Source organism: Actinomyces sp. oral taxon 897 (assembly GCF_002999235.1).
Classification (GTDB): domain Bacteria; phylum Actinomycetota; class Actinomycetes; order Actinomycetales; family Actinomycetaceae; genus Actinomyces.
Genome location: NZ_CP027236.1, coordinates 129,173 through 156,083 on the forward strand (window position 1 = coordinate 129,173; position 26,911 = coordinate 156,083).

At 71.9% G+C, this 26,911-nt stretch carries 20 protein-coding genes; 12 read left to right on the forward strand and 8 right to left on the reverse strand.

Features of this window, described 5'->3' with window-relative positions; genetic code table 11:
• Positions 1–19: 19 nt before the first annotated feature.
• The 4 genes from C3V41_RS00545 to C3V41_RS00560 form a co-directional block, all read right to left on the reverse strand.
• Complete coding sequence (locus C3V41_RS00545) at positions 20–790, reverse strand: ABC transporter permease (protein ID WP_106108650.1); 771 nt, start codon at positions 788–790, stop codon at positions 20–22.
• The gene (locus tag C3V41_RS00550) at positions 790–1,839 is read right to left on the reverse strand and encodes an ABC transporter substrate-binding protein (RefSeq protein ID WP_106108651.1); all 1,050 of its coding nucleotides are present in this window, start codon (positions 1,837–1,839) and stop codon (positions 790–792) included. Before C3V41_RS00550 ends, C3V41_RS00545 begins: the two co-directional genes overlap by 1 nt.
• A gap of 107 nt (positions 1,840–1,946) precedes the next feature.
• Positions 1,947–2,582, reverse strand: a complete 636-nt coding sequence (locus tag C3V41_RS00555; protein ID WP_106108652.1) for an ABC transporter ATP-binding protein — start codon at positions 2,580–2,582, stop codon at positions 1,947–1,949.
• The gene (locus C3V41_RS00560; RefSeq protein ID WP_106108653.1) at positions 2,579–3,337 is read right to left on the reverse strand and encodes a class I SAM-dependent methyltransferase; all 759 of its coding nucleotides are present in this window, start codon (positions 3,335–3,337) and stop codon (positions 2,579–2,581) included. The genes C3V41_RS00555 and C3V41_RS00560 overlap by 4 nt, the downstream gene beginning before the upstream one ends.
• A 435-nt stretch (positions 3,338–3,772) precedes the next feature.
• On the opposite strand from C3V41_RS00560, the gene C3V41_RS00565 reads away from it, so the two are divergent.
• The 4 genes from C3V41_RS00565 (at position 3,773) to C3V41_RS00580 (ending at position 6,954) form a co-directional block, all read left to right on the forward strand.
• Positions 3,773–4,414, forward strand: coding sequence for a ClpP family protease (locus C3V41_RS00565; protein ID WP_106108654.1), 642 nt, complete (start codon positions 3,773–3,775; stop codon positions 4,412–4,414).
• Position 4,415: 1 nt separating this feature from the next.
• Positions 4,416–5,105, forward strand: a complete 690-nt coding sequence (locus tag C3V41_RS00570) for an ATP-dependent Clp protease proteolytic subunit (protein ID WP_106108655.1) — start codon at positions 4,416–4,418, stop codon at positions 5,103–5,105.
• A 159-nt stretch (positions 5,106–5,264) separates the two neighbouring features.
• Entirely contained in the window at positions 5,265–6,557 is a 1,293-nt protein-coding gene (clpX, locus tag C3V41_RS00575) for an ATP-dependent Clp protease ATP-binding subunit ClpX (RefSeq protein WP_106108656.1), read from the forward strand.
• A gap of 67 nt (positions 6,558–6,624) precedes the next feature.
• Complete coding sequence (locus tag C3V41_RS00580; RefSeq protein WP_106110561.1) at positions 6,625–6,954, forward strand: chorismate mutase; 330 nt, start codon at positions 6,625–6,627, stop codon at positions 6,952–6,954.
• Positions 6,955–7,133: 179 nt separating this feature from the next.
• Here the strand turns inward: C3V41_RS00580 and C3V41_RS00585 are convergent, their stop codons facing one another.
• Positions 7,134–9,065, reverse strand: coding sequence for an AMP-dependent synthetase/ligase (locus tag C3V41_RS00585; protein ID WP_106108657.1), 1,932 nt, complete (start codon positions 9,063–9,065; stop codon positions 7,134–7,136).
• A 210-nt stretch (positions 9,066–9,275) separates the two neighbouring features.
• Entirely contained in the window at positions 9,276–11,183 is a 1,908-nt protein-coding gene (locus tag C3V41_RS00590) for an AMP-dependent synthetase/ligase (protein WP_441299710.1), read from the reverse strand.
• A gap of 272 nt (positions 11,184–11,455) precedes the next feature.
• On the opposite strand from C3V41_RS00590, the gene C3V41_RS00595 reads away from it, so the two are divergent.
• Entirely contained in the window at positions 11,456–12,787 is a 1,332-nt protein-coding gene (locus C3V41_RS00595; protein ID WP_106108658.1) for a diguanylate cyclase, read from the forward strand.
• 94 nt (positions 12,788–12,881) lie between these two features.
• Here the strand turns inward: C3V41_RS00595 and valS are convergent, their stop codons facing one another.
• Positions 12,882–15,689, reverse strand: coding sequence for a valine--tRNA ligase (gene valS, locus C3V41_RS00600; RefSeq protein WP_106108659.1), 2,808 nt, complete (start codon positions 15,687–15,689; stop codon positions 12,882–12,884).
• 177 nt (positions 15,690–15,866) lie between these two features.
• Here valS and C3V41_RS00605 point away from each other — a divergent pair, with 177 nt between their 5' ends.
• From C3V41_RS00605 to C3V41_RS00635, 7 genes are all read left to right on the forward strand, one after another.
• Positions 15,867–16,472, forward strand: coding sequence for an MptD family putative ECF transporter S component (locus C3V41_RS00605; protein WP_106108660.1), 606 nt, complete (start codon positions 15,867–15,869; stop codon positions 16,470–16,472).
• 4 nt (positions 16,473–16,476) lie between these two features.
• Complete coding sequence (locus tag C3V41_RS00610; protein ID WP_246742041.1) at positions 16,477–17,202, forward strand: energy-coupling factor transporter transmembrane component T; 726 nt, start codon at positions 16,477–16,479, stop codon at positions 17,200–17,202.
• Positions 17,199–18,656, forward strand: a complete 1,458-nt coding sequence (locus C3V41_RS00615) for an ABC transporter ATP-binding protein (protein ID WP_106108661.1) — start codon at positions 17,199–17,201, stop codon at positions 18,654–18,656. The genes C3V41_RS00610 and C3V41_RS00615 overlap by 4 nt, the downstream gene beginning before the upstream one ends.
• Positions 18,657–18,738: 82 nt before the next feature.
• Positions 18,739–19,416 (forward strand): ECF transporter S component, encoded by a 678-nt coding sequence (locus C3V41_RS00620; protein ID WP_106108662.1) that lies wholly within the window; start codon positions 18,739–18,741, stop codon positions 19,414–19,416.
• An 85-nt stretch (positions 19,417–19,501) separates the two neighbouring features.
• The gene (locus C3V41_RS00625) at positions 19,502–21,967 is read left to right on the forward strand and encodes an ATP-binding cassette domain-containing protein (protein WP_106108663.1); all 2,466 of its coding nucleotides are present in this window, start codon (positions 19,502–19,504) and stop codon (positions 21,965–21,967) included.
• Positions 21,968–22,141: 174 nt separating this feature from the next.
• The gene (locus C3V41_RS00630; RefSeq protein WP_254423764.1) at positions 22,142–23,941 is read left to right on the forward strand and encodes an ABC transporter ATP-binding protein; all 1,800 of its coding nucleotides are present in this window, start codon (positions 22,142–22,144) and stop codon (positions 23,939–23,941) included.
• 3 nt (positions 23,942–23,944) lie between these two features.
• A complete protein-coding gene (locus C3V41_RS00635; RefSeq protein WP_106108665.1) occupies positions 23,945–25,711 on the forward strand; it encodes an ABC transporter ATP-binding protein in 1,767 nt (588 codons plus the stop codon).
• A gap of 371 nt (positions 25,712–26,082) precedes the next feature.
• On the opposite strand, the gene proC is transcribed toward C3V41_RS00635, so the two are convergent.
• Complete coding sequence (gene proC, locus C3V41_RS00640) at positions 26,083–26,910, reverse strand: pyrroline-5-carboxylate reductase (RefSeq protein ID WP_106108666.1); 828 nt, start codon at positions 26,908–26,910, stop codon at positions 26,083–26,085.
• Position 26,911: the final 1 nt, after the last annotated feature.

Sequence of the window (26,911 nt, forward strand, 5' to 3'; positions counted from 1 at the left end):
TGACGTGTTCTCGGAGATGCTAGCGCCAGGGACGGGCCAGCCGACGCCTCAGCGGTCCCAGGACGCACAGCTCCAGGACGAGCGTGAGCGCCGCCATGACCACGGACAGGGCGAACACGTCGTCGGTGTCCAGGTTGGTCCGCGCCCGCTGGACCATGGCGCCCAGGCCCGTGGTGGTGCTCAGCAGCTCGGACATGACGGTGACCCGCACGCTCTGGCCCACGGCCACGGTCAGGGCCGAGAGTACCGGTGGGGCGACGGCAGGCAGGATGATCCGGCGCACCGTCCAGGACCGGCCCCTGGCGAACACCCGCGCCATCTCCAGCAGGTCGGCGTCCACACCGGCCACGGCGTCGCGCACGGTGGTGGTCAGCAGCGGCAGGGTCACCAGGGCCACCACCAGGACCACGACCTCGGCGGTGGGGCCGAGCCAGACCATGCCGACCACCACGATGACGATCGGCGGCACGGACAGGAGCACCTGCACCCAGGAGTCCAGCAGCTCACGCAGCCACGTCCAGGTGCCCATGGCCCAGCCCAGCGGCAGTCCGACCAGGCACGACAGTCCCAGGCCGGTGGCGCCGCGCCCTATGGTCAGCACCAGGGCGTCACCCAGGCGCCCCCGGCCAGCCAGGTCGAGCAGCGCGGCCCAGGTGGCCTGGGGGCTGGGCAGCACGTAGGCGGGCTGGGAGCGGGCCACCAGGTGCCAGACGAGGACCGCCAGGGCGATGCCCGCCCACCACAGGGCGACGGCGCGCAGCCGCTGGGTGCGGGACCGCGGCTCGTGCATTAGCGCGGGTCGGCGACGTAGAAGTCCTTCGCCGGCAGGGACCCTCCGATAATGTCGGGGCTGAGGGTGGACAGCCTGGTGTAGAAGTCCTCCAGGTCGCCCTGGGCCGCGGCGGCGGGGACGATCTCCAGCTGGAGGCGGGGGATGACCTCCTTGACCACCGGCACCGGCACGTTGTTGGCCTCCGAGATCGCCTGCACCGTGGCGTCGGGCATGGCGTTGACGTCGGCCACGGCGGCCTCCAGCTCGTTCAGGACGGCGCCCACGAGCTCGGGGTGGGAGTCGGTCAGGCTCTGGGGCATGACCAGGCCCGCCATGGGGAAGCGGGCCTTGCCGCCGGTGACCTCGGCCCACAGCTCCTGGAGGTTGACCGTGCGCTCCAGGGCCCTGCCCTGCTGCTTGGCCTTGGCCAGGGAGGCGCTGGCGGCGTGCTCGGGCAGGACGGCGTACTCGACCTCCCCGGCCATCAGGGCGCTGAGCGCCTCCTGGCCCTCGGTGTAGGGCGTGATGGTCAGGTCGGTGTCGGCGTTCCACCCCTTCTGCCCGAGCAGGTAGCGGAAGACCAGGTCGGGCATGTTATTGGGCATGGGCACGCCTACGGTCTTGCCGCGCAGCGCCTCCAGGCCCTGGGCGGAGGAGCCGGCGGGGCCGATGACGTAGAGCATGCCCCACACCTGCATGGCGACCAGGCGCAGCGGCACGCCCTTGTTGAACAGGTTGGCCGCCACGTAGGAGGGGGTCGCCGCCAGGTCCGTCTCGCCGTTGACGAGCAGGGACTTGAGCACGTCGGCACTGGCCCAGTTGTCCTTCTTGACCTGCCCGACGACGGCGTCGAGGTTGCCGTAGGTGCCGAAGGAGGTCATGGGGGCGGCGTAGGCCAGGGTGGTGGGGGTGTGCACACGCAGGACGTCGAGGACCTTGGCCCCGGAGGCCTCGGTGGAGGGGTCCGCGCTGCCGGATCCGGACGGGGAGTCCGACGAGCAGGCGGCCAGGGCCCCCGGGGTCAGCAGGCCGAGCCCGGCCAGGGCCAGGAGGGAGCGGCGCTTCATGGTGTGTTTCCTTTCGCGAGGTGGTGCCGGTTGGCGGTAGACGGTGGTCGGGTGGGTGGTGAGGGCAGGGGGCGGCCGGGGCCGCGGGGAGGCGGGGATTCAAGGACTCAGGTGTCCAGGTGCCAGGTGCCGGGCGGGCCGTCCAGGTGCAGGTGGAGGTGGGAGACCTCCTCGGCCTCCTGCGGGTCGTGCGTGACCCACACGGTCACCACGTCCTGGTCGGCCAGGAGCGCCATGAGGTCGGCCCGCAGGGAGGCGGCCAGGGGCCGGTCCAGGGCGGAGAAGGGCTCGTCCACCAGCAGCAGGGTGGGTGAGGCGGCCAGTGCCCGGGCAATGGCCACCCTCTGACGCATGCCGCCGGACAGGCGCGCCGGGGGCAGGTGGCCCGCCGAGGCCAGGCCCACCCGCTCCAGCCACTGCACGGCCGCCAGGTCCGGGGCGGGGCCGTCCACAATGAGGGAGATATTGCGGTGCGCGGAGTACCAGGGCAGCAGCCGGGGCTCCTGGAACACCTGGGACAGGCGGCCGTCGGGGCGCCTGACGCTGCCGGCGTCGGTGGGTGACAGGCCGGAGACGGCGCGCAGGAGCGTGGTCTTGCCCGCGCCGGAGGGGCCGGTGACGGCCAGGGTCTGGCCGGGACGGACCGTGAGCGACAGGTCCTCCACCAGGGTCAGGCCGCGGCGCACCATGGTGACGTGGTCCAGGACCAGGTCGGTGGCGGCCTCCGGGGGCGGGGCGCTCATGCCCGGGGCCTCCGGGCCACCATGCCCACGGCGCTGAGCAGCTCGCCCTGCAGCTGGAAGGCCTGGCGCATGGCCCGTACCCGGTCACGGGCCCCGGGGGTGCGACGCACATTGCGCCAGAAGCGGGCGGCACCCAGCAGGCCCTCGTCCTGGACGAGGCGGCCCGGCTCCAGCAGGTGCATGGGGGCGGTGCCGGTCCACTCCACGACCAGCCCGGCGTCGGTGAGCAGGTCCTTCCAGGCCTCCAGCGGCAGCGGGCGGGCGCCGACCCTAATGGTGCGGGAGAGCTCCTTGCGGGCCGCCTCGAGCTCGGCGGGGGAGCGGTCCCCGCGCAGTGCCAGCTCGTGGATAGCGTAGCGGCCCCCCGGCGCCAGGAGGCGCACGGCCTCGGCGACTATCTCACGCTTGTGCTCGTCGGACTGGATGGTGAGCATGGCCTCGCCCACCACCAGGTCGGCGCTGGCGTCGGGCAGGCCCGTGGCGGCGGCGTCGGCCACCACGTACTCGGCCCCGGGATGCTTGTCGAGGATCGCGGCGACCTGGTCGCGACCCTCAGGATTGGGGTCCACGCCGTGGTAGGAGGAGGGGTGGCGGGCCAGCAGCAGCTCGGCGGTGCGGCCCACACCCGGGCCGAGCTCGACCACGCGCTCCCCGGGTTCCAGCTTGGCCGCGGCGAGCATGCGGCGGGTCAGGTCGATGCCGCCGGGGCGCAGGACCCGTTTGCCCAGGCGGGCCAGGAGCCAGTGGCCCTGCATGCGGGACGCCTCGGGGGCCGTGCGCTGTCCGTGGCCCTGACCTGCTGGGTGCGGGGGCGTGGCTCCCGGGCCGGGGCCGCTGTCCCGGGGCGGGTCCTGTGTGACGTCCATGTACTTTGATCCTGTTTCCTCCGGCATAAATCAGTGAGATCAGGCTATCCTCTTCCTGTCCCCGGCGCCAGGGGCCAGTTCGTGCCAGCCGGGCTTAAGGGGCAGGACGGGTCCCGTCGTCCCGGCCCGGGAGGCGGCGAGGACCAGGCGGCGCCGTCGCCTGGCAGGACGGCACCCCGCGGCCGGTACCTGGGCAGGCCGGCGCCCGGCGCCCCGCAGCCGGCGCCGCGGCCCCATGCGCCCACGGCGAAAGGCCGGGACAGCGGGCATACCGGCTCCGTCGCCGGGGTTAAGTTGGGCACCAAGCACAACGAGAGGACTTTCGTGAGCGAGCACTCTGCGGCCGGGAGCACCCCGGCGGCGGCCGAGGGACCCGGCAACGGCCTGGCCCTGACCGACTCCATCTACAACCGCCTCCTGAAGGAGCGCATCATCTGGCTCGGCTCCGAGGTGCGTGACGACAACGCCAACGCCATCTGCGCCCAGATGCTGCTCCTGGCCGCCGAGGACCCCGAGCGGGACATCTACCTCTACATCAACAGCCCCGGCGGCTCGGTGACCGCTGGCATGGCCATCTACGACACCATGCAGTACGTCCAGCCCGACGTCGTCACCGTGGCCACGGGGCTGGCCGCCTCCATGGGGCAGTTCCTGCTGAGCGCCGGGGCCCGGGGCAAGCGCTACATCACCCCCCACGCCCGCGTCCTCATGCACCAGCCCTCCGGCGGGGCGGGCGGCAGCGCCACCGACATCCGCATTAACGCCGACCTCATTATCGCCATGAAGCACGAGCTGGCCCAGATCACGGCGGCCGACACCGGGCACACCGTGGAGGAGATCCTGGCCGACTCCGACCGCGACCACTGGTTCAGCGCCACCGAGGCCCTGGAGTACGGCTTCGTGGACCACATTGTGAGCTCCAGCCGCGAGATCGGCCAGCAGGCCCAGAGCAACGGGGAGAACTGACATGAGCACCCGCCCCTACTTCGACGCCGTCACCCGGCAGACGGGCGCCGCCGGCGCCGCCGGCGCCCTGCCCGTCTCACGCTACGTGCTGCCCCAGTTCGAGGAGCGCACCGCCTACGGCTTCAAGCGCCAGGACCCCTACGCCAAGCTCTTCGAGGACCGCATCGTCTTCATGGGCGTCCAGGTCGACGACGCCAGTGCCGACGACATTATGGCCCAGCTCCTGGTCCTGGAGTCCCAGGACCCCGACGGGCTGATCACCATGTACATCAACAGCCCCGGCGGCTCCTTCACGGCACTGACGGCCATCTACGACACCATGCAGTACATTAAGCCGCAGGTGCAGACCGTGTGCCTGGGGCAGGCCGCCTCCGCCGCCGCGGTGCTGCTGGCCGCCGGCAGCCCCGGTAAGCGCCTGGCCCTGCCCAACGCCCGGGTCCTCATCCACCAGCCCGCCATGGAGGGCATGCACGGCCAGGCCAGCGACATCGAGATCGTCGCCGACGAGATCGACCGCATGCGTGCCTGGCTGGAGGACACCCTGGCCGCCCACACCGGCCAGGACCGCGACAAGGTCCACAAGGACCTGGAGCGCGACAAGATCCTCACCGCCCAGGCGGCCCAGGAGTACGGGATCGTGGACCAGGTGCTCGCCTCGCGCAAGGCCCTGCCCTCACCCCACGCCTCCTGACCCACCGGCCCGGTCCCGAGGCCCGACGGCGCGGTGACGCCGTCGGACCTCGAGGCCCTCCAGTGGCGTGTATGACACATTTGAGGTGAAGTTGCTGACTTTTTGGGCCTGCTGGTCATAAGCTGAGGCCCCCGCCCTGACGCACGAATCGGAGGAACCGTGCCACGCAATGCTGAGAGCGTCGACCTACTCAAGTGCTCCTTCTGCGGCAAGAGTCAGAAGCAGGTGCGCAAGCTGATTGCGGGCCCCGGCGTCTACATCTGCGACGAGTGCATCGAGCTGTGCAACGAGATCGTGGACGAGGAGCTGAGCGAGAACGGTGCCGGCGTCCCCCTGGAGCTGCCCAAGCCGCGGGAGATCTTCGACTTCCTGGAGGAGTACGTCATCGGCCAGGAGGCCGCCAAACGGGCCATGAGCGTGGCCGTCTACAACCACTACAAGCGGGTCCAGGTCCGCGAGCGCGCCGTGGGGGAGGGGGAGGGCCTGGAGCTGGGCAAGTCCAACATCCTCCTCCTGGGCCCCACCGGCACCGGCAAGACCCACCTGGCCCGCACCCTGGCCAAGATGCTCGACGTGCCCTTCTGCATCGTGGACGCCACCGCCCTGACCGAGGCCGGCTACGTGGGCGAGGACGTGGAGAACATCCTGGTCAAGCTCATCCAGGCCGCTGACGGGGACATTAAGCGGGCCGAGAAGGGGATTATCTACATCGACGAGATCGACAAGATCGGCCGCAAGGCGGAGTCGGCCTCCATCACCCGCGACGTCTCCGGTGAGGGGGTGCAGCAGGCCCTCCTGAAGATCATCGAGGGCACGACGGCCTCGGTGCCCCCCACGGGCGGGCGCAAGCACCCCAACCAGGAGTTCCAGGAGATCGACACCACCAACATCCTCTTTATCGCGGCCGGGGCCTTCGCCGGGATCGAGGAGATCGTGCGCCAGCGCCAGCGCAAGGAGGCCGGCGCCCAGCTCATGGGGTTCGGTGCCACCCTGGCCTCGGACTCCGCCAAGGACGTCTTCACCGAGCCGGTACGTCCCGAGGACCTGCACAAGTTCGGCATGATCCCGGAGTTCATCGGCCGTCTGCCCGTCATCGCCACCGTCCAGGACCTGGGCGTGCCCGAGCTGGTGCGGGTGATGACCGAGCCCAAGAACGCGCTCGTCAGCCAATACCAGTACCTGTTCAGCCTCGACGGGGTGGAGCTGACCTTCACCGACGAGGCCATCCAGGCGGTGGCCCGTCTGGCCCTGGAGCGCAAGACCGGGGCCAGGGGACTGACCTCCATCGTGGAGGAGATCCTGGGGCAGGCCATGTTCGAGGTCCCCTCCATGCCGGAGGTGGGGCGCGTGGTCGTGGACGTCGACGCCGTCCGGGGCGGGGGGGCTCCCCGCTACGAGGCCGGACCGGGGGTCCTGGCCGCCACCTCCAAGCGGGCGCGACGGAGCGCCTGATGGGACCGTGCGCCCCGGGGGCGTCCCGGTGAGGGCGGACGACCCGCAGGGGCCGGGATCGGCCCAGCTGGTCGGCACCGCCGAGCAGGTGGAGCGGGGGGTGCCGGGGGTACCCCCTGAGCTGGCCCGCTACCGGGCCACCATTGACAACCTCGACGCCGCCCTGGTCCACCTCCTGGCCGAGCGCTTCCGCTGCACCCAGATGGTGGGGCACCTCAAGGCCGAGCTGGACCTGCCGCCCTCGGATCCGGAGCGGGAGCGGCGCCAGGTGGCGCGGCTGCGGGCCCTGGCCGCGGGCTCCGGGCTGGATCCGGTCTTTGCGGAGAAGTTCTTCGCCTTTATAGTCGCCGAGGTCATCCGCCACCACGAGGCGATCAGGGACGGGCAGGACCACTAGGCCGACGTCCGGCCCGGGGGCCGGCACGACGGTGTTACGTAAGGAGGCGGCCGCACAGCCGGACCCGCCCTCGGTCACGGCGACGAAGACGCAGCCGGACCCGCCCGGCGGTCAGCTGGGGGAGTCCACCGGAGTGGACCTGGACGTCGACCGGACCCGCCCGGCGGGGGCCAGCGGGCTCAGCGCGGTGGCAGGGCGTAGAGCTCCTCGATCTGCGCGGCGTAGCGCTCCTGGGCCTGGGCCCGGCGCACCTTCAGGGAGGGGGTCAGCAGGCCGTTGGCCACGGTGAAGTCCGTGGGCAGGATGGTGAAGGTGCGGATTGACTCCGCCCGCGAGACCGCCTCGTTGGCCCGGGCCACCGCCCGCTCCAGGGCGGCGCGTACCCGGGGGTCGGCCGCGGCGGCCACCACGTCCATGTCCTCCAGGCCGTGGTTGGCCAGCCACAGGGGCAGCATCTCGGCGTCCAGCGTGATCAGGGCCCCGATGCAGGGGCGGTTGTCACCCACCACGAGGACCTGGCTGACCAGGGGGTGGCCGCGCAGGCGGTCCTCCAGGACCGCCGGGGCCACGTTCTTGCCCCCGGCAGTGACAATAATCTCCTTCTTGCGGCCGGTAATGCGCAGAAAGCCGTGCCTGTCAAAGGTGCCGATGTCCCCGCTGCGGAACCAGCGCTCGGTGGCCGGGGCCCCGTCGCCCTCCTGGGCGCTCGCGGCGCCGGACGGTGCGTGGTCAGCGGGCTCGGCGGGCAGCTCCACGAGGGACTCGGCGGTGGCGGCGGGGTTGTTGTGGTAGCGCGTGAACAGGCCAATGCCCCGGATGAGGATCTCCCCGTCCTCGGCCAGGCGCACCTGGGTGCCGGGCATGGGCCCGCCCACGGTGCCAATGACCATGGTGGCGGGCTGGGCCACGGTGGCGGGGGCCGCCGTCTCGGTCAGGCCGTATCCCTCCAGGACGGTGACGCCCGCGCCGCGGTAGAAGTGGCCCAGGCGCTCGCCCAGGGGCCCGCCGCCGCTGACGACGTGGGTGACCTTGCCTCCCAGGATGCGGCGCAGGGCGGAGAAGACCGGGCGGTCGAACAGCCGGTGCTGGACGCGCAGGGTCCGGCTGGGGCCCTGGGGGGTGTCCAGGGCCCGGGAGTAGGCGATCGCGGTCTTGGCGGCCGTGCGGAAGATCTTCTGCCGGAGCCCGGAGGTGCGGGCGTCGGCCGCGTTGTAGATCTTCTCGAAGACGCGGGGCACCGCCAGGATGAAGCTGGGCCGGAAGGTCTCCAGGTCCGAGACCAGGTTCTTGATGTCGGGTGCGTGCCCCATGACGCCGTAGGGCGAGCAGACGATCGCGATCTGGACGAACCGGCCCAGCACGTGCGCCAGGGGCAGGAAGAGCAGGAGGCGCACCGCCTCGTGGCCCAGGATCTCGGGCAGGTGGACGACCGTGTTGACGCTCAGGTGCACTAGGTTGCCGTGGGTGAGCTCGACGCCCTTGGGGCGTCCGGTGGTCCCGGAGGTGTAGACAATGGTGGCCAGGTCCGAGCTGGTCAGCGCCCCCGTGCGGGCGTCGAGCTCGGCGTGGTCCACGCTCTTGCCGGCCGCGATGAGCTCGGTGACGCCCTCGCGGGCGACATTGAGGATCTGCAGGTCGGTCAGGGCGGGGCTGGTACGACGCAGGGCTTCGACCATGCGCTCCATGGACTCATCCTCCACGGCGATGAGGCTGACCCCGGCGTCGGTGAGGATCCACTCGGCCTGCTCGGCCGAGGAGGTCTCGTAGACGGGGACGACGACCAGGCCCGCCTCCCAGGCCGCGAAGTCCAGGAGGGTCCACTCGTAGCTCGTGTGGCTCATAATGGACAGCCGGTCCCCCGGCCGCAGGCCGCAGGCCACCAGCCCGGCGGCCACCTCACGCACCTGGGCGCGGAAGCTGGAGGCGCTCATGGTCCTCCAGGTGCGCCCCAGCGCGGCCTTGTGGCACACCAGGGGGCCCTGCGGGTTGCGGCGCTCACGTTCTGCCAGGGCCCAGGGCGCGGTCATCCCCTGGTGGACCGGTACCAGCAGCGGGGTGGAGTACACGGGGCCGGGGCCGGTGGGCGTGGGGTCACTGGGGATGGAGGTCATGGGGCCATTGTCTGACGCCCGGCAGGTCCGGTGCACCTACGTGGTGCTGTGACCCTGGCCTACTGCCGAACCGCGCGGGGACCCGCTCCTGCCGCACCGTGGCACCGGTGCCCGCGCACCCGGCTACGGCTGTGGGCCCCGGCCGGGCCGGGGCCCACACCGGTCGGGTCGGGGCCCGCGTCGGTCGGGTCGGGTAGCCCGGCCGGGTGGCTAGTCCTGGGGCCCTTTGCGCGTGGACTTGTAGATGTCGGCGATCGTCTCGGCGTGGGCCTTGAGCACGGCGGCGCGCTTGACCTTGTAGGAGGGGGTCAGCAGCCCGTTGGCCTCGGTGAAGTCGGTGGTCAGGACCCGGTAGGCGCGGATGGACTCGGCGCGTGAGACGACCCGGTTGGCGCGTGCCACGGCCTTGTCCAGGGCGGCGAGCACCTGCGGGTTGGTGGCCGCCTGGGCCACGTCCATCTCGGGCAGGCCGTGGTTGGCCAGCCACTGGGGCAGCATCTCGGCGTCCAGGGTGATGAGCGCGGAGATGAAGGGCTCCCGGTCCCCGACCACGAGGACCTGGCTGACCAGGGGGTGGCCGCGCAGGCGGTCCTCCAGGACCGCCGGGGCCACGTTCTTGCCCCCGGCGGTGACAATGAGCTCCTTCTTGCGGCCGGTGATGCGCAGCCAGCCGTCGTCGTCCAGGCTGCCGATGTCCCCGGTGCGGAACCACCCGTCAGGGGTGAAGGACTCGGCGGTGGCCTCGGGGTTGTTGTGGTAGCGGGGGAAGACCCCGATGCCGCGGACCTCGACCTCGCCGTCGGGGCTGATCCTGGTCTCGTTGCCGCACACCGGCGGGCCCACGGTGCCGATCTTGTTGACGGTGTCCAGGTTGACGTGGGCGGGGCCGATGGTCTCGGTCAGGCCGTAGCCCTCCAGGATGACCAGGCCGATGCCGCGGTAGAAGTGGCCCAGGCGCTCGCCCAGGGGGCCGCCCCCGGAGATGGCGTAGCGGGCGTTGGGGCCCAGCAGGGCGCGCAGACGACGGTAGACGAGGCGGTCGGCCAGGTGGTGGGAGGCCCGCAGGCCGGTTCCGGGCCCCTGGGGGGTGTCCAGGGCCCGGGAGTAGGCGATGGCCACCTTGGCCGCCCAGCGGAAGGTCTTGAGCCTCAGGCCGCTGCCGGCCTTGGCGTCCGCGGCGTTGTAGATCTTCTCCAGGACCCGGGGGACGGCCAGGACGTAGGTGGGGGCGAAGGCGGCCAGGTCCGGCAGGAGGGTCTTGACGTCGGGGGTGTGCCCCAGCACCCCCTGCCCGGCGATCGCCAGCAGCTGGAGGAACCGGGCGTAGGAGTGGGCCAGGGGCAGGAACAGCAGCAGGCGCGTGCCCGGGGAGTTGAGGAGCTGGGGGAGCCAGCGCACGCCGTTCCAGGCCAGGCCCGCGGCGTTGGCGTGGGTGATGACCACGCCCTTGGGGCGCCCGGTGGTGCCTGAGGTGTAGATAATGGAGTAGACGTCGTCCTTGGTCAGGGCGTTGGAGCGCTCGTCCACCTGGGAGAGCGTGACCTCCCGGCTGGCCGCGGTGATGGTGGCCAGGGCGTCCCGCTCCAGGACGAGGACGGGGGCCTGGGCGGCCTCGGGGCAGGTGGCGGCCAGGGACCGGGCCCCGGTGCGCACCACCTCGGCGTGGGCGGCGGACTCGACGACGAGGAGGCGCACCTGGGCGTCCTGGAGGATCCAGGCCACCTGGTCGGCCGAGTCGGTCTCGTAGATCGGCACCGAGACCAGGCCGGCCCTGGCGATCGCCATGTCCAGCAGCGACCAGTCGAAGGAGGTCCGCGCCATGAGCGCCACGCTGGCCCCCGGCTCCAGGCCCATGCCGATCAGCCCGGCGGCCAGACGGGTGACCTCCTTGCCGAAGGCCTGGGCGCTGACCCTGGTCCAGCTGTCGCCGAGCTGGGACTTGCGCTCGATGAGAGTGGCCTCGGGCAGGCGGGCCACCCGGTCCGCCAGGAGCCAGGGCACCGTCCAGGTGGGGTCGGGCTCCTGGGACAGGGGGCTGGAGGACACGCCGTGAAGGAGTCGGGGCATCTGGTCCGCCGGGCGCGGGGCGGCGGCGGGGGAGGAGGGGGACGGAGTCACCCGGCCATTGTGCCAAACGCGCCTCGACCGCGTCCGCCGCCGGGGTAGTGGTAGGTGCCCGCGATGTGTCCCTGAACACATGTGATGGCAGTCAGGCGAAGGACGGGCTGGGGATGATACTGCCTGCACGGCAGGATCCGGCGTTGACACGCAGATGCGTTTTTCCTCGGCAGACACTAGACTCCCTCACGAGTCGCCGCGCCTGGTCCGAGTGCTCCTTCTGACCTGCTCTGAGGCGAGATAAGTCCTTCCCCTAGCAGTGAGATGTAACTATGGAAACGCAGATCGGATATGAGCGCCTGTTTGATCCACAGGACATCTTTTTCTCTACCACAGACACCAAGGGTGTCATTAAGAACACGAACACTACGTTTGATGTTCTTTCAAGATATTCACGCGATCGTCTTGTCGGGTCGCCCCACAACATCATCCGGCACCAGGACATGCCCGGTGGTGTCTTCCGTCTCATGTGGGATGACCTACTGGCCAACAAGCCGGTGTGCGCCTATGTCATCAACCGTGCCGCCGACAACCTAGACTACCGGGTCTTCGCCACCATTGTGCCCCTGCACGACGGGTTCCTGTCGGTGCGCTGCCGCCCCATGGACACCGCCACCCAGTCCGCCGTGGAGGACATCTACCGCCGGGTGCGGGGCAAGGAGAGGTCCCTGGCCAACCAGGGCGCCTCCCGGCGGCAGGTCGCCGAGTTCGGTGCCCGCGAGCTCACCTCCGAGCTGGAGGCCCTGGGGATGACCTCCCTGCACGACCTGACCCTGGTCAGCCTACCGCGGGAGGTGGCCGCCCTGGTGCGTCAGGGCGTGCGGGTACCGGCCGCGGCCGGCGCCCACGGCCCCGTGCCCCGGGTCCTCAGCACGGCGGCGACCATTGAGCGCGACACTAACGCCCTGGTGTTCCAGCTCGACGAGTACCTGCGTCTACTGGGGACCATGGAGCAGGCCCAGGGCACGCTCAACGACGTCACCGGGCGGATTCGCCGCATTGAGACCCTGGTCTCCCATGACGTCGCCTCCTTCTCCCGCTCCAGGAGCCAGAGCCTGGCCACGCAGATCACCGAGCTGGCCGGCAGCGCCGGCGTCGGGCTCAAGGGCCTGCCCCGGCGTCTCCAGGCCATGCGCTCCGCCGTGCTCCAACTACGTTTCTCGGTGGCGCTCATGCGGCTGCTGACGCTCATGGTGGGGCGCTTCGCGGCCTCCACCCTCAACGGCTCCGAGCAGGGGGCGGTCCAGTCCCTGACCGACCTGTGCGAGGCCCTGGACACCGGCTTCGCAGGGCTCGCCCCGGTGGTGCGCTCCGTGCGCAACCAGGCCGCCGAGCTCGACGACGTCATCCGCGGGGTCACCTCCAGCCTGGACCGCTGCGCCCGCCGCCTGGGGCAGTGGGTGGACCTGGGGGGTGCCACCACCGGACGGGCCGCCCTGGAGGAGGTCACCGCCCTGACCCAGCAGGGCTTCCCGGAGGTACGCACCCTGTCCCGGCTCGCCGCCGAGTGCCGTAGCACCGACCTGCCCTACAGCGAGGAGGTCATTGTCCAGCGCCTGAACGTGATCCGCTCCGCCCTGGCTGAGCTCCAGGGCGTCCGCTGAGGACCTCGGGAACTGGCGGGGGGGGCCGGGACGCGGCTCGCGTCCCGGCCCCCCCGCCGTCTTCAGGTCGGCCGCCCGGCGGGGCTGGGGGAGGTCAGGCCTTCTTGCGCGCGGGGGCCTGGCCCAGCTCGACGGCGGTGACCACCGGTGCCGCTCCCGCCTCCGCCGTCGTGGCGACCTCGAAGCTGCCGGTGACTTTGGCGGCCTCGGTCAGGTCGGCGCGCACCGCCCCAACGGCCTCCTCGTACTCGGGGGCCACCACCAGGCGCACCGAGAGGATCGGCGTCCTCTGACTGGTCTTGGCCTCCGACTTGACCTTGCGCAGGGCCGCCAGGGCCGCCCCGGCGTGGGCCACCAGGGTGGCGTCGGCGTCGCCCGCGGCCTGACGCAGGCCACCGGCCTCGGGCCAGGCGGAGCGGTGCACGCTGCCGGTGCGGTACCAGCTCCACACCTCCTCGGTGACAAAGGGCAGGAAGGGGGCCAGCAGGCGCACGAAGGTGTCCACCGCGATCGCCAGGGCGGCGCGCGCCGACCGCACCGCGGCGGCCTCGTGCGTGCCCCCGAGGTCGTTGGCCCGGTCCTTGACCAGCTCGATGTAGTCGTCGCAGAAGGTCCAGAAGAGGGACTCGGTGGCCTCCAGGGCGCGGGCGTGCTCAAAGCGCTCGAAGGCCGCGGTGGCGGTGGCCACCACGTCGGCCAGGGCCGCCAGGACCGCCCGGTCGATTGGCTCGGTGACCACCGAGGCGTCCAGGCAGGGGGCGGGTGCGGCGGCCCGGGCCTCCTCGTCGGTGTCCCAGGGGATGCCCATGGACAGGGCGAACTTCGAAGCGTTGAGCAGCTTGATCGCCAGGCGCCGGCCGACCTTGATCTGGGACTCCTCAAAGGCCGCGTCCAGGCCCAGGCGGGCCGAGGCCGCCCAGTAGCGCACCGCGTCCGAGCCGTACCTCTCCAGCAGGTCCATGGGCGTGACCACGTTGCCCTTGGACTTGGACATCTTCTTGTGGTCCGAGTCCAGGATCCACCCCGAGAGCCCGGCGTGGCGCCACGGCAGGGCGCCGAACTCCAGGTCCGCGCGCACCACCGAGGTGAACAGCCAGGTGCGGATAATGTCCTGGCCCTGGGGGCGCAGGTCCATGGGGTAGGTGCGGGTGAACAGGTCGTCGTCGGTCAGCCACCCGCAGGCCAGCTGGGGGGACAGGGAGGAGGTGGCCCAGGTGTCCATAATGTCGAGCTCGCCCACGAAGCCGCCGGGCACGCCCCTCTGGTCCTCGGTGTAGCCGGGCGGGGTGTCGGAGGAGGGGTCCACCGGCAGGGCGGACTCCTTAGGGGTGATAACGGCGTCGTAGTCGACCTCGCCGTCGTCGCCCACCCGGTACCACAGGGGGAAGGGCACGCCGAAGAAGCGCTGGCGGGAGATGAGCCAGTCGTTGTTCAGGCCCCCCACCCAGTTCTCGTAGCGCACGCGCATGAAGTCGGGGTGGAAGTCCAGCTCGCGGCCCCGGGCCAGCAGCTCGGCGCGCAGGTCGGCGCCGCTCGCCGGGTTGGTCCACTGCCTGCCGCCGTTGCGGATGTACCACTGGCGGGAGGTGACGATCTCCAGGGGCTTGTCGCCCTTCTCGAAGAAGTTCGTCTGGCGCGTCGTCGCCGTGGGCTCGCCGCGCATCTCGCCGGTGGCGGCCAGCTCGGCCACCAGGGCCTTGCGGGCCGAGAAGGTGGTCTTGCCGGCCATGGCGGCGTAGGCCTCGCGGCCGGCCGGGGAGGTGATCCACTCCGGGGTCTCGGTCTCCATGCGCCCGTCTCTGCGCAGGACGGCCCGCAGCGGCAGGCCCAGGTCCCGCCACCAGTCGATGTCGGTGGTGTCCCCGAAGGTGCAGCACATGGCGATGCCCGCGCCCTTGTCCCTCTCGGCGGCGGGGTGGGCCAGGACTGGGACCTTAACGCCGAAGACCGGGGAGGCCACCGTGGTGCCGAACAGGGGCTGGTAGCGCTCGTCGTCGGGGTGGGCCACCAGGGCCACGCAGGCGGGCAGCAGCTCGGGGCGGGTGGTCTCGATGCACACGTCCACGTCGTTCTCCACCGGGGCGCCCGCGGCCCGGGCGGCCGCGGCGGCGTCCGCGTCCACAATGTGGAAGGCCAGGCGGTGGTAGAAGCCCGGGTACTCCCGGGACTCCAGCTCGGCCTGGGCCACGGCGGTCTGGAAGGTGACGTCCCACAGGCCGGGGGCCTGGGCCTGGTAGGCCTCGCCACGGGCCAGGTTGCGCAGGAAGGCGGTCTGGGCCACCGTGCGGGCCCGCTCGCCGATGGTCTGGTAGGTGTGCGACCAGTCCACGCTCAGGCCCAGGCGGCGCCACAGGGCCTCGAACTGCCTCTCGTCCTCCACCGTCAGGCGCTCGCACAGCTCGACGAAGTTGCGCCGCGAGACCGGCACCTGGTCGCGGGCCTTGACGGACCTGCCCTCACCGCCGGCGAAGGGGGGGGTGAAGTCCGGGTCGTAGGGCAGGGAGGGGTCGCAGCGCACCCCGAAGTAGTTCTGCACCCGGCGCTCGGTGGGCAGGCCGTTGTCGTCCCAGCCCATGGGGTAGAAGACCGCCTTGCCGCGCATGCGCTGGAAGCGGGCCACGGTGTCGGTGTGGGTGTAGGAGAAGACGTGGCCCACGTGCAGGGAGCCGGAGACCGTGGGCGGCGGGGTGTCGATGGAGAAGACCTCGTGGCGCTTAGCGCCGCGGTCGAAGGCGTAGGTGCCCTCCTCCTCCCAGCGCCCTCCCCAGGTGGTCTCCAGGCCGTCGGCGGAGGCCCTGGCCGGGACGCGGGGGCTGTGGACCTGCGAGGGCAGGAGGAAGGGCGGGGTCGCGGCGTCGGCAGGACTTCCGGACGCGGCCGAGGTGGCAGCAGGCTCAGACATGGGGCCGATTCTGTCACGGCTTCGCGCATGAGCACGTCGGGCGGTCCCGGACCCCGGGGCCGCACTATGTGAGGTGGGCTACGTCCCGGGAGCCGGAGATGACGATAGGATAGGCGCACCTAAGCTGTCCCTGAATCCGCGTTCCCTGGCGGGTCGTTACCGGAAAGGACTTGCGACGTGATCGTGGGCTCTGCCACACACAACCGTATTACCTCACCACGTAACCTCATTAACGTCGGCGTCTTCACCGCGGTCTACTTCGTGGTCCTCTTCGCCGGCGGCATGCTCGGCATCCTCAACCCGGTCATGGTGCTCCTGGGGGCGCTGGCCGGGACCGTCGTCAACGCCATGGTCTGCATGCTCTACGTGGCCAAGACCCGGGCCCTGGGCGCCTACACCCTCCTGGGCCTGGTCATCGGCCTCCTCATGGTGGCCACCGGGCACGCCTGGGTCACCCCGATCCTGTCCACGGGGCTCGGCCTCCTGGCGGACCTCGTCACCCGGGCCGGCGGGTACACGAGGACCTCCACCAACGCCCTGGGGTTCGCGGTGTTCTCCGTGTGGTGCGTCGGGCCGGTCCTGCCCGTCCTGTGGGGCTCGGAGGAGTACTTCGCCGACATGGCCAGGCGTATGGGGCAGGACTACGCCGACACCTTCCGCGAGCTGGCCACACCGGCCGTCATCGGCGGCTGGGTCGTGCTGGTGTTCCTGGTCGCCTTCGGCTGCGCGCTGGTGGGCGTGCGGGTCCTGCACAAGCACTTTGAGCGGGCCGGGGTCGCCTGAGACCGTGTCCGCTCTCCCCTCCGCCCTGGCCGTCCCCGCGACCGTACGGGTCGCGGCCGACCCCCGCAGCAAGTTCCTCCTGGTCCTGGTGGCCAATGTCATGCTCATGTCGGCGGGGTCGACCCGGGTGCTCTGGCTCGTCCTCGTGGTCGTCGTGGTCCTGGCGCTCCTGGACCTGCGGGTACGTGTCGCCGTGACCCTGGTGGCGGTCAACTCCCTGCTCTGGGTCCTCTCGGAGCTGCCCCGGGTGTGGCACCACGGGGCGGCCGTCGCGGTGGGCCTGCTGGTCTACTGGCTCCTGCGCTTCGGGCTGTCCATCGCCCTGGGCACCTGGTTCGTGGCCACCACCCGCGTCAGCGAGCTGACCGCCGCCATGAACGCCATGAGGCTGCCCCGCTTCCTGACCATCCCCCTGGCCGTCCTCTTCCGCTTCCTGCCGGTGGTCATTGACGAGGCCCACGGCGTCGTGGAGGCCATGAGCCTGCGCGGCTACACCGGCTCCTACCTCTGGCGCCACCCCGTGGACGGCCTCGAGAAGCTCGTGGTCCCGGTCCTGACGGCCTGTGCCCGGACCGCCGACGAGCTCTCCGCCGCCGCCCTCATACGGGGCCTGGGCGTCAGCGCCCGCCCCACCGTGGTGAACCGGCCCCGCTTCCGGGTGGCCGACGCCGTCCTGGTCGCCCTGGTGGCGGGCCTCGTGGCCTACCGCTTCTGGGGGGTGTGGTCATGACCGTCAGCATTGACTCGGTCTCCTACGCCTACACCACCGGCGCGCAGGTGCTCACCGACGTCTCCCTGGCCCCCGCGGCGGGCTCCCTGACGCTGGTGTGCGGTGCGTCCGGCTCGGGCAAGTCCACCCTGGTGCGCCTGGTCAACGGCCTCGTACCGCACTTCCACCACGGCCGGCGCGACGGCGAGGTCCTGGTGGAGGGGCGCGAGGTCGCCGACACCCCCATTGAGCAGATGGGGCGCGTGACGGCCACCGTCTTCCAGGACCCCGCCACCCAGTTCTTCACCACCACGGTGGCTGACGAGCTGGCCTTCGCGCCCCAGAACTACCAGGTCCCCGCCCAGGAGATCCGACGGCGTCGGCTCCGGGCCGTGGAGGAGCTCGGTATCGAGGACCTCCTGGGGCGCGACCTCAAGGGCCTGTCCGGGGGGCAGCTCCAGAAGGTCGCCTGCGCCCAGGCCCTGGTCCAGGACACCCCGGTCGTCCTGCTGGACGAGCCCACGTCCAACCTCGACCCCCGGGCCATTGAGGACGTGCGCGCCGCCGTGGCGCGCCTCAGGGAGCTGGGGCGCACCGTCGTCGTGGCCGAGCACCGCGTCTACTTCCTGGAGGGACTGGCCGACGAGGTCGTCCTCATGCAGGACGGTCGGGTCGCCAGACGCATGAGCGGGGCCGAGTTCTACGCCATGGGCGAGGAGCGGCGCTCCCTGGGGCTGCGCACCCTGGAGCGTCCCGAGCTGCGCGTCCCGGTCACGCCGGTGGCGGCCCTGCGCGACGGCGGGCCCGGTGACGGCGGTACCGTGCCAGGTGCCGACGGTGCCGTACCGGGCACCGGGGCCGCCGCCCGCCCCGCCGGCCCCGGGGAGGGACGGACCGGCGGCGCCCAGGGAGGTCAGGGCCTGCTCGTTGAGAACCTCGTGGTCGAGCGCGGTGGGCGCAGGATCCTGGACATCGCCTCCCTGCGCTTTCCCGCTGGTGCCATCACCGGCGTGACCGGGGTCAACGGCATTGGCAAGACCACCCTGGCCCGCGCCGTCTGCCGCCTCCAGCGCGCCCGCCGAGGGGCGCGCGTGACCCTGGACGGCCAGGAGCTCAGGCACGGACAGGCCTTCCTGGTCATGCAGGACGTCCACCGCCAGCTCTTTGCCGAGTCCGTCTCCCAGGAGGCCAGCACCCCCCAGCTGGAGCGCCTGGACCTGGCTGGCCTGGCCGAGCGCCACCCCCTGTCCCTGAGCGGGGGGCAGAAGCAGCGGCTCGTCATCGCCACCGCCGTGGACCAGGACGCCCGCGTCATCGTCCTCGACGAGCCCACCTCCGGGGTGGACTACCGCCACCTGCTGACCATTGCCGCTGAGCTACGGTCCCTGGCCGATGAGGGGCGCGTGGTGGTGGTGATCAGCCACGACATCGAGTTCCTCAACGAGTGCGCCGACCACGTCATTGAGATCACCTAAACTTTGAATGATAATCATTTGCATATAGTATGGCGGTACGACCGCCCCAGCCACGACCCAGCAGTTCAGGAGGACAAGGAAGATGAGCAGCAGCACCCCGGCACCGGAGCGGCCCGACGTCGTACAGGCACAGCAGGCCGGGCCGCCCGACCCGGACTCGCAGGAGCGCCCCGTCATCCGCTCCTCCTCCCGCAGCGGCCTGGCCGACTCGGCCCTGGGCACCCGCAACCTCATGACGCTGGCCGCGCTGTCGGTGGTGTCCATGATCCTCCTGATACCCCTGAACTACCTCGCCCCGGCAGCAGGCGCCGCCCCCGACGTCGTGCTGACGGGCTGCGCGATCATGGGCCTGTGGGTGATCCCCTACCTGCTGCCCGCCACCGTGGTGCGCAGGCCCGGAGCCGTCCTCATCGCCGCCGCCATTATGGGCATTATCAGCGCCTTCGTTACGCCGTCCGGCCCGGGTGCGGTACTCGGCAACGTCCTGGGCGGGCTCTTTATCGAGATCCCCCTGGCCCTGATGCTCTACCGCAAGTGGACCTGGTGGTCCTTCCTCATCTCAGCGGCCACCTTCGGATTCATCAACAGCCTCCTCTACATCGGCATGCTCAAGGTCGCCACCGGTGCCGCCTACCCGGTCCTGGCCAGCGCGGTCGCCGTGGCCTCCGCACTGGTCGGCGGCGGTATCACCATCCTGCTCACCCACCTGCTCAACCGTGCCGGCGTCGGCATCGACCACCGGGCCAAGGGCCGTGCCTGACGGCGCCTCGTCCACGGCTCCGTCCGAGGCCTCCTGCACGGGCCCCGCTGTGCAGGTGCTCCAGGACGGCCGAGCAGCCCGACTGGTGGAGGTGGAGGGCCTGAGTGTCCACTACCTGGGGTACGAGGACTGGGTGCTGGACTCAGTGGACCTGACCCACCTGCACGGGCAGGTCACCGCCGTCATCGGGCCCTCCGGCTGCGGGAAGACCACCCTGGTGCGCGCCCTGTGCGGGCTCGTCCCGCACTGCCTGCCCTCGGAGTACGCCGGCAGCCTGCGCCTGGCCGGGACCGAGGTCGCTGACGCCACCGTCAGCTTCCTGGCCACGCACGTCGCCTACGTGGGGCAGAACCCCGACGCCTCCGTGGTCACCCGCACCGTCCACGACGACGTCGCCTTCCCCCTGCAGAATCTGTGCCTGCCCCGCAGCGAGATCACGGCCCGCGTGGAGGAGTCGCTGCGTACCGTGGGGCTGCTGGGGCGCGTCTGGGACGACCCGTGGCAGCTCTCGGGAGGGCAGCGCCAGCGCCTGGCGGTGGCCGTGGCCCTGGCCATGCGCCCGCAGCTGCTGGTCCTGGACGAGCCCACCAGCGTCATCGACGCCACCGGGCGGGACGAGTTCTACCGGCTCGTCTCCGCCATGGCCGAGGAGGGCACGGGAGTGATCGTCATCGACCACGACCTGGATCCCGTGCTGCCGGTCGTCGACCAGGTCCTGGCGCTGGACGCCCGGGGCCGCACCATCGCCCTGGGCACGCCGCGCGAGGTCTTCACCGGGCACCGTCAGGAGCTCGAGGACGTCGGGGTGTGGATGCCCCGGGCCCTGCGGCGCGTCCCGCGGCCGACGGACGCCGAGCCGCCGCTGACCTGCGCGGAGGCGGGCATCACCCTGCCGGTGCTCGCCGACCTGTGCTCGCCCGACGGCGTGCGCTACCTGGAGAGGGGCGAGGACGGCTGGCACGAGACGGCGGCCATAGACACCGTCGCCCCCACCACGCAGCCTGTCGGCGCCGGCGCCACCGGCGGCGGTCCCCGCGCCGGCACTCCTGATAATGGCAATGGCGCTCCTGACGGCGGCGCCCCTGGTAATGACGCTCCTGATGGCGGCACCGGCGGCGGGACGGGGGAGGGTACCGGGGCGCCGGGACGCGACGGGGCGCGCGTGGAGCTCGTCGACATGGAGGTCCCCGGGCGCTCCCCGGCCGTCTCGATGAGGCTGGGGGGCGGTGAGCTGGTGGCGCTGGTGGGCCCCAACGGGGCGGGCAAGTCCTCCCTCCTGTCCGCCCTGGCCGGGCTGGTCCCCCTAACCGCCACCCGGGCGCGCGTGCACGGCAGGCAGGTGCGGCGCGGCAGGCACCTGGTGGGCTACGTCTTCCAGAACCCCGAGCACCAGTTCGTGGCCACCACGGTCCGCAAGGAGCTCGAGGTCGGCGGCACCCCGGCCGAGCGCGTCGACCAGCTCCTGGAGCAGTTCCACCTGACGTCGCACGCCGACCAGCACCCGCTCACGCTCTCCGGGGGCCAGGCGCGCAGGCTCTCGGTGGCCACCATGGTCGGCGAGGACCGCGACGTCATTGTCCTGGACGAGCCCACCTACGGGCAGGACCGGGCCAACACCGTCGAGCTCATGGGGTTCATCGGGCAGCTGCGCGCCCAGGGCCGCACCGTCATTATGGCCACCCACGACCTGGAGCTGGCCCAGGAGCACTGCACCCACGTCGTCGCCCTGCCGCAGCCCGCCGGGACCGGGTGTCCGGGGGACCCCGTGCGGCCCGCCGGCGGGGACCCGGGTGCGCCAGCGGCAGGTGCCGTGGCGGTGCCGCCCAGGCCTCAGCCGCGCCGGGGCCTGATGACCGGGCTCAACCCCCTGACCCTGTTCGTCGCCGTCGTCCCCGTCATTGTCATGCTCTTCGCCCTGAAGGACCACCGGGTCAACCTGGCGGTCCTGGTGGCGGCGAGCGTCCTCATGACCGCCGCACGGGCCCCGCGCACCCGCACGCTCGTCTCGGTCCTGGGCTCCTGGGCAGTCACGGGGCTCATGCTGTGGATCTTCGGCAACGGGCTGCGCTCCGGCCCCGAGACGCAGGTCTACGACATGGGCAGCGCCGTGGCCGCCGGGACCGGGATCGGGGCCATGGTCTCCCTGGTGCTGCTATCCGGCATCTCCACCGACGCCGAGGCCCTTATACGCACGCTGACGACCACCTTCCGCATGCCCTACCGGATCGGGTCCGCGGGGACGGCGGCCACCGCCTTTATCGCCCGGTTCCACGGGGACCTCACCGTGCTGCGCACGGCCCGTGCCCTGCGAGGTGTCGGCCGTGCCTGGGGGCCAGCGGCCCCGGTGGTGCGCTGGGCGGGCTCGATCCTGCCGCTCATGATCCTGGCGATCCAGCACGCTGAACGTGTGGCCCTGTCCATGGACTCGCGCGCCTTCGGGGCGTACAGGGGGCGCACCGAGCTGAGGGACGAGCCCTGGCGCCGGCGCGACTGGGCCGTGGTGGCCTGCACCTGGCTGGTCACCGCGATCACGTGGAGGACCGTGGGATGAGGGCTCCTACGCCCTCTTGAGGACACTGAGACGGAACGGCAAAGGAACGGAAAAGGAGAGTCGACCATGCCAGCAGCTACAGGACGACCACAGGAGTCCCCCGGGGCGGGCTCGCCGGGTGAGGGGACCAGGACGGTCACCGTCAGCGACCTCATTAGGCCGGCGCGGGGGGCGATGATCCTCTCCGGCGTCCTGACCGCCGTCGGGGCGGTGCTGTCCATCGTGCCCTTCGTGGCCCTGCGGAACCTGGCCGCCATCTGGCTGGAGGAGTCGGACGCCCAGGGGCTCGCGGCCCGGCCCTGGACGTGGGCGGTGGTCGCCGTCGGGTCCCTCTTCGTCGCCCAGCTGCTCTACCTCACGGGCCTGGGCGTCACCCACCTGGCCGAGGCCAGGCTGCGCCACCACCTGCGGGTCCGTGTGGTGGAGGCCCTCAGCCGCCTGCCGCTGGGGCGCGTGGCCGCCATCCCCCACGGCACCATACGCAAGATGGTGTGCGACGACACCACCGCCATCCACACCCTCGTGGCCCACATGCCCGGGGACACCACCAACGCCGTGGTCATGGCCCTGGCGGGGACGGCCTACCTGCTGTGGACCGACTGGGCGCTGACCCTGGCCCTGCTGGGGGTGTGGCTCCTGGCCCTGGCCGCCGTCATGCCCGCCATGCGCGGCCTGAGCGGTATCACCGACCGCTTCGGGAAGGCGCAGACGGACCTGGCCGCCGCCACCGTCGAGATGATCGAGGGCATTAAGGAGGTCAAGGGCTTCCAGGCCACCGACCTGAGCCGTACCCGCTTCAACGCCGCCCGGAGGCACTTCTCCGACATCTCCTACGAGTGGGTCACGAGCTCGGGGCGGCCCATGAGCCTCATGGCGGCGGTGCTGCGCCCGGCCACCGTGTTCGCCACCGTGGCGCCCCTGGCGGTGCTCTTCGTGTGGCAGGGCTGGACCCAGCTGTCCGCCACCCTGCCCTTCTTCCTGGTGGCCCTGGGGCTGCCCGAGGGCATGGTCACGTTCATCAACCTCATGCAGCACGCCTACGAGTCGCGTATGGCGGCCCAGGACACCGCCGAGCTGCTCTCCCAGGCGCCCATGCCCGAGGGCGGCTTCGACGCCGACGACGGCCCCGCCCCGGGGAGGGTGGAGGTGGATGACGTCACCTTCTCCTACGAGCCCGGCTCCCCGGTGCTCAAGGGCGTGTCCCTCACGGCCGAGCCCGGCACCGTCACCGCCCTGGTGGGCCCCTCCGGGGGCGGGAAGTCCACCCTGGCCCGTCTCATTGCCCGCTTCTACGACGTCGACGCCGGCGCCGTGCGCGTCTCCGGCGTCGACGTGCGCGAGGCCACCTTCCCCTGGCTGTTCTCCCGGGTGGCGATCGTGCTGCAGGATGTGGCCCTGTCCCACGACACCGTGCACGACAACATCGCCCTGGGCCGGCCCGGGGCCACCCGCGAGCAGGTGGAGGCGGCGGCCCGGGCCGCCTGCGTCCACGAGCGCATTACGCGCTTGCCCCACGGCTACGACACGGTCCTGGGCGAGGCGGGCGGGTTCCTCTCCGGGGGCGAGCGCCAGCGGGTCACCCTGGCCCGCGCCTACCTCCAGGACGCCCCCGTCCTGGTCCTGGACGAGGCCACCGCCCAGGCCGACCCCGCCTCCGAGCGCGACATCCACCAGGCCCTGTCCCGCCTGGCCGCCGGACGCACCGTCATTATCATCGCCCACCGCCTGTCCACCGTGCGCGACGCCGACCAGATCCTCGTCATTGACGACGGACGGGTGGCCGAGCGCGGCCGCCACGAGGAGCTCCTGGCTGCGGACGGCCGCTACGCCGCCATGTGGCGCAGCCAGGACCTGGGCCCGGCATCGTCCGGTAGCCCTGCCCCGGCGTCCGCCTCCGCCCCGGCCTCTGCCCCCGTCACGGCGCCTGCGCGCCCCCGCCCCACCCGTCCCGACACCGCCCCGCAGGAGGACTGAAGTATGTGGAAGATGCTGCTGCGCCTGGTAGACGCCCGCCAGATGCGGGTCCTTACCGCCTGGTTCGTGACCTCCGCCGTGCTCCAGGGCGTCACCCTGGCCCTCATGATCCCCTTCCTGCGGGCCCTGTACTCCGGCTCCGGCGTGGGCCCCTGGCTCGCGGTGGTGGTGGTCCTGGGGGCGGTCACCCTGGTGGTGGACACCACCGCCATGTACCGCTCCTACCGGGTCAGCGTCTACGAGGTCTGCGACACCATGATCGACCGGGTGGCCGAGCACGTCCTGACCCTGCCCCTGGGGTGGTTCACTCCCGCGCGGGAGGCCGCCGTGGTCAACGCCACCTCCAAGGAGGTCAACACCCTCTCCCACCTGGCCTCCATCGTCATCCCCAACCTGTGCAACGCCTTTATCGTGCCGCTGGTCATGCTGGTGGCCACCGCCTTCGTCGAGTGGCCCCTGGCCCTGATCATGGCGCTCACGATCATCCCCCTGCTGCTCATCTGGCGGCTCATGGGCACCGCGACCACCCGTGCCAACGAGCTGGAGGACACCGCCTCCGCCGCGGCCGCCGGCCGCCTGGTGGAGTTCGCCCGCCTCCAGCCGGTGCTGCGCGCCACCGGCGTCACCCGTACCGGGTGGGAGCCGGTGCGGACCACCCTGGAGGAGGACTCCCGGGCCACCCTGACCGGCCTGCGTGTCAAGGGGCGCCCGGGCCAGCTCTTCAACCTGGTCGTCAACGTCTCCTTCGCCCTGGTCCTGGCCCTGGGCATGTCGCGCGTGAGCGGCCACCGGCTCGACGTCGTCGCCTACCTGGCGATCATGGCCGTGACCGCCCGCATGCTGCTGCCCCTGACCAAGGCCGCGCTGTTCGCCTCCGAGGCCGACAACGCCAAGGTCGCCCTGCGCTCCATGAGCAGCCTGCTGGACGCCCAGCCCCTGCCCGACCCCGCCCCCGGGACCGAGGCCCGCCCCGAGGGCACCGGCATCACCCTGTCCGGGGTCTCCTTCTCCTACGACCCGGGCCGCCCCGTCCTGGCCGACGTCTCCCTGAGCGCCCCGCAGGGTCGTGTCACCGCCCTGGTGGGGCCCTCGGGGGCTGGCAAGTCCACGGTCCTGCGCCTGGCCGCCCGCTTCTGGGACGTCGACGGCGGGGCGGTGACCATTGGCGGGGCGGACGTGCGCGCCCTGGGCGCCACCCAGGTCATGGCCCTGACCTCCATGGTCTTCCAGGACGTCTACCTGTTCGACACCACCATCCGCGAGAACCTGCGCATAGCCCGGCCCGAGGCCACCGACGCCGAGCTGGCCGAGGCGGCCCGACGGGCCCGGCTGGACCGGGTCATTAGCGCGCTGCCGCACGGGTGGGACACGAACGTGGGCCCCGGGGGGCTGAGCCTGTCCGGGGGTGAGCGCCAGCGGGTCTCCATCGCCCGCGCCTTCGTCAAGGACGCCCCCGTCCTCCTGCTCGACGAGATCACCTCGGCCCTGGACGGCGAGAACGAGTCCGCCATTACCGAGGTCGTCCGTGAGCTCTCCCGGGGCCGCACCGTGCTGGTGGTGGCGCACCGCCTGTCCACGGTCCGCCAGGCCGACGAGGTCGTCTTCCTGGAGCCGGGCCCGGACGGGGCCCGGGTGGCCCAGCGCGGCACGCCCCAGGAGCTGGCCGAGGTACCCGGGCCCTTCCGGGACTTCGTCGAGGCCTCCCAGGACTCCTCACGCTGGCAGCTGGTGCACGCACCGGGCCGGCCGCACCCCGGCACCCCCCGCTAGGCCGCCCACCCTCCGCGAGAACGGTACTTATTGCTCGCGAGAACGGTACTTGTTCGCGCTGAGAACGGTACTTGTTCTTCGTGAGAACGGGAGGGCTGCCGGGTACCTGTCGAGTCCGCCGCGACCGACGTCGTGCACGCCGGTCTCCGGGTGGCCCCCCCGGTACCCGCTGGCCGTGGGAACGGGGGGACGCAGCGCCGTCGGCGGCGTCCTGCCTGGTACCCGCTGGCCGTGGCCCCGTGGTGGACTCCGCCCACCGGTTGAGGCCTGCCCCCGGTACCCGCTGGCCGTGGGAACGGGGGCGTGGGCGCCGGGCTCGCGTCAGGCGCCGGGCGTCTCAGGTGCTGGGCGTCTCAGGTGCTGGGCTCGCGTCAGGCGCCGAGCTCGCGGTCCCGTGCCACGGTGGCCTGGACGGCGCGGATGAGGGCGTCGGAGAACCCGGCCCGCTCCAGGGCCACCAGCCCCGCCACCGTGGTCCCCCCGGGGGAGCACACCGAGTCCACCAGGTCGGCCGGGCTCCGCCCCGACCCGGTGGAGGCCCGTCGGTCCGCCTCCGCCTGGACCATGAGGGCCGTGCCCAGGACGGCCTGGGTGACGATCTCCACCGCCTGGGCCTTGGGCATCCCCTCCAGGAGCCCTCCCCGGGCGAGCGCCTCGATGAGGGTCAGCACGAACGCGGGGGAGGAGCTGGCCAGGGACACGAAGGCGGGGAGGTCCCTCTCCTCCAGGACCACGGTGCGTCCCACCAGGTCCGTAAGGGCGCGGACCTGCTCCACGTCCCGCGCCTCAGCCCGGCTCCCGGCGGTCAGGGCGGTCATGGACTGACCCACGGCGGCCGCCATATTGGGCATGGCCCGGACCACCCGCGTACCCGTCGGCAGCAGGGCCTCCAGGCGCGCCGTGGACAGCCCGGCGGCGAGGGAGACGACCAGCGGCTGGTGGGAGGCGACGGCGTCGTGCACCTGCGCGGCCACGACGGGGACCACGTGCGGCTTGACCGCCAGGACCACCACGGCGCTGGTGGACACCAGCTCGGGGCCGCTGGCGGCCAGGCGCACGCCGACCTCCTGGGCCAGCGTCGCGGCGGAGGAGCGGGCGCTGGTGACAGCGAGGTCACAGGGGGGTATGCCCGCCGCCACGGCGCCGCGCACGATCGCGCCCGCCATGTTGCCGGCTCCGATGAATCCGTAGGTCGTCATG

Bases quoted from the DNA above. Each gene is read 5' to 3' on its own strand.
- C3V41_RS00545 (WP_106108650.1), bottom strand. From the start codon at position 790: ATGCACGAGCCGCGGTCCCGCACCCAGCGGCTGCGCGCCGTCGCCCTG.
- C3V41_RS00550 (WP_106108651.1), bottom strand. From the start codon at position 1,839: ATGAAGCGCCGCTCCCTCCTGGCCCTGGCCGGGCTCGGCCTGCTGACC.
- C3V41_RS00555 (WP_106108652.1), bottom strand. From the start codon at position 2,582: ATGAGCGCCCCGCCCCCGGAGGCCGCCACCGACCTGGTCCTGGACCAC.
- C3V41_RS00560 (WP_106108653.1), bottom strand. From the start codon at position 3,337: ATGCAGGGCCACTGGCTCCTGGCCCGCCTGGGCAAACGGGTCCTGCGC.
- C3V41_RS00570 (WP_106108655.1), top strand. From the start codon at position 4,416: ATGAGCACCCGCCCCTACTTCGACGCCGTCACCCGGCAGACGGGCGCC.
- C3V41_RS00585 (WP_106108657.1), bottom strand. From the start codon at position 9,065: ATGACCTCCATCCCCAGTGACCCCACGCCCACCGGCCCCGGCCCCGTG.
- C3V41_RS00595 (WP_106108658.1), top strand. From the start codon at position 11,456: ATGGAAACGCAGATCGGATATGAGCGCCTGTTTGATCCACAGGACATC.
- valS (WP_106108659.1), bottom strand. From the start codon at position 15,689: ATGTCTGAGCCTGCTGCCACCTCGGCCGCGTCCGGAAGTCCTGCCGAC.
- C3V41_RS00615 (WP_106108661.1), top strand. From the start codon at position 17,199: ATGACCGTCAGCATTGACTCGGTCTCCTACGCCTACACCACCGGCGCG.
- C3V41_RS00620 (WP_106108662.1), top strand. From the start codon at position 18,739: ATGAGCAGCAGCACCCCGGCACCGGAGCGGCCCGACGTCGTACAGGCA.
- C3V41_RS00630 (WP_254423764.1), top strand. From the start codon at position 22,142: ATGATCCTCTCCGGCGTCCTGACCGCCGTCGGGGCGGTGCTGTCCATC.
- C3V41_RS00635 (WP_106108665.1), top strand. From the start codon at position 23,945: ATGTGGAAGATGCTGCTGCGCCTGGTAGACGCCCGCCAGATGCGGGTC.
- proC (WP_106108666.1), bottom strand. From the start codon at position 26,910: ATGACGACCTACGGATTCATCGGAGCCGGCAACATGGCGGGCGCGATC.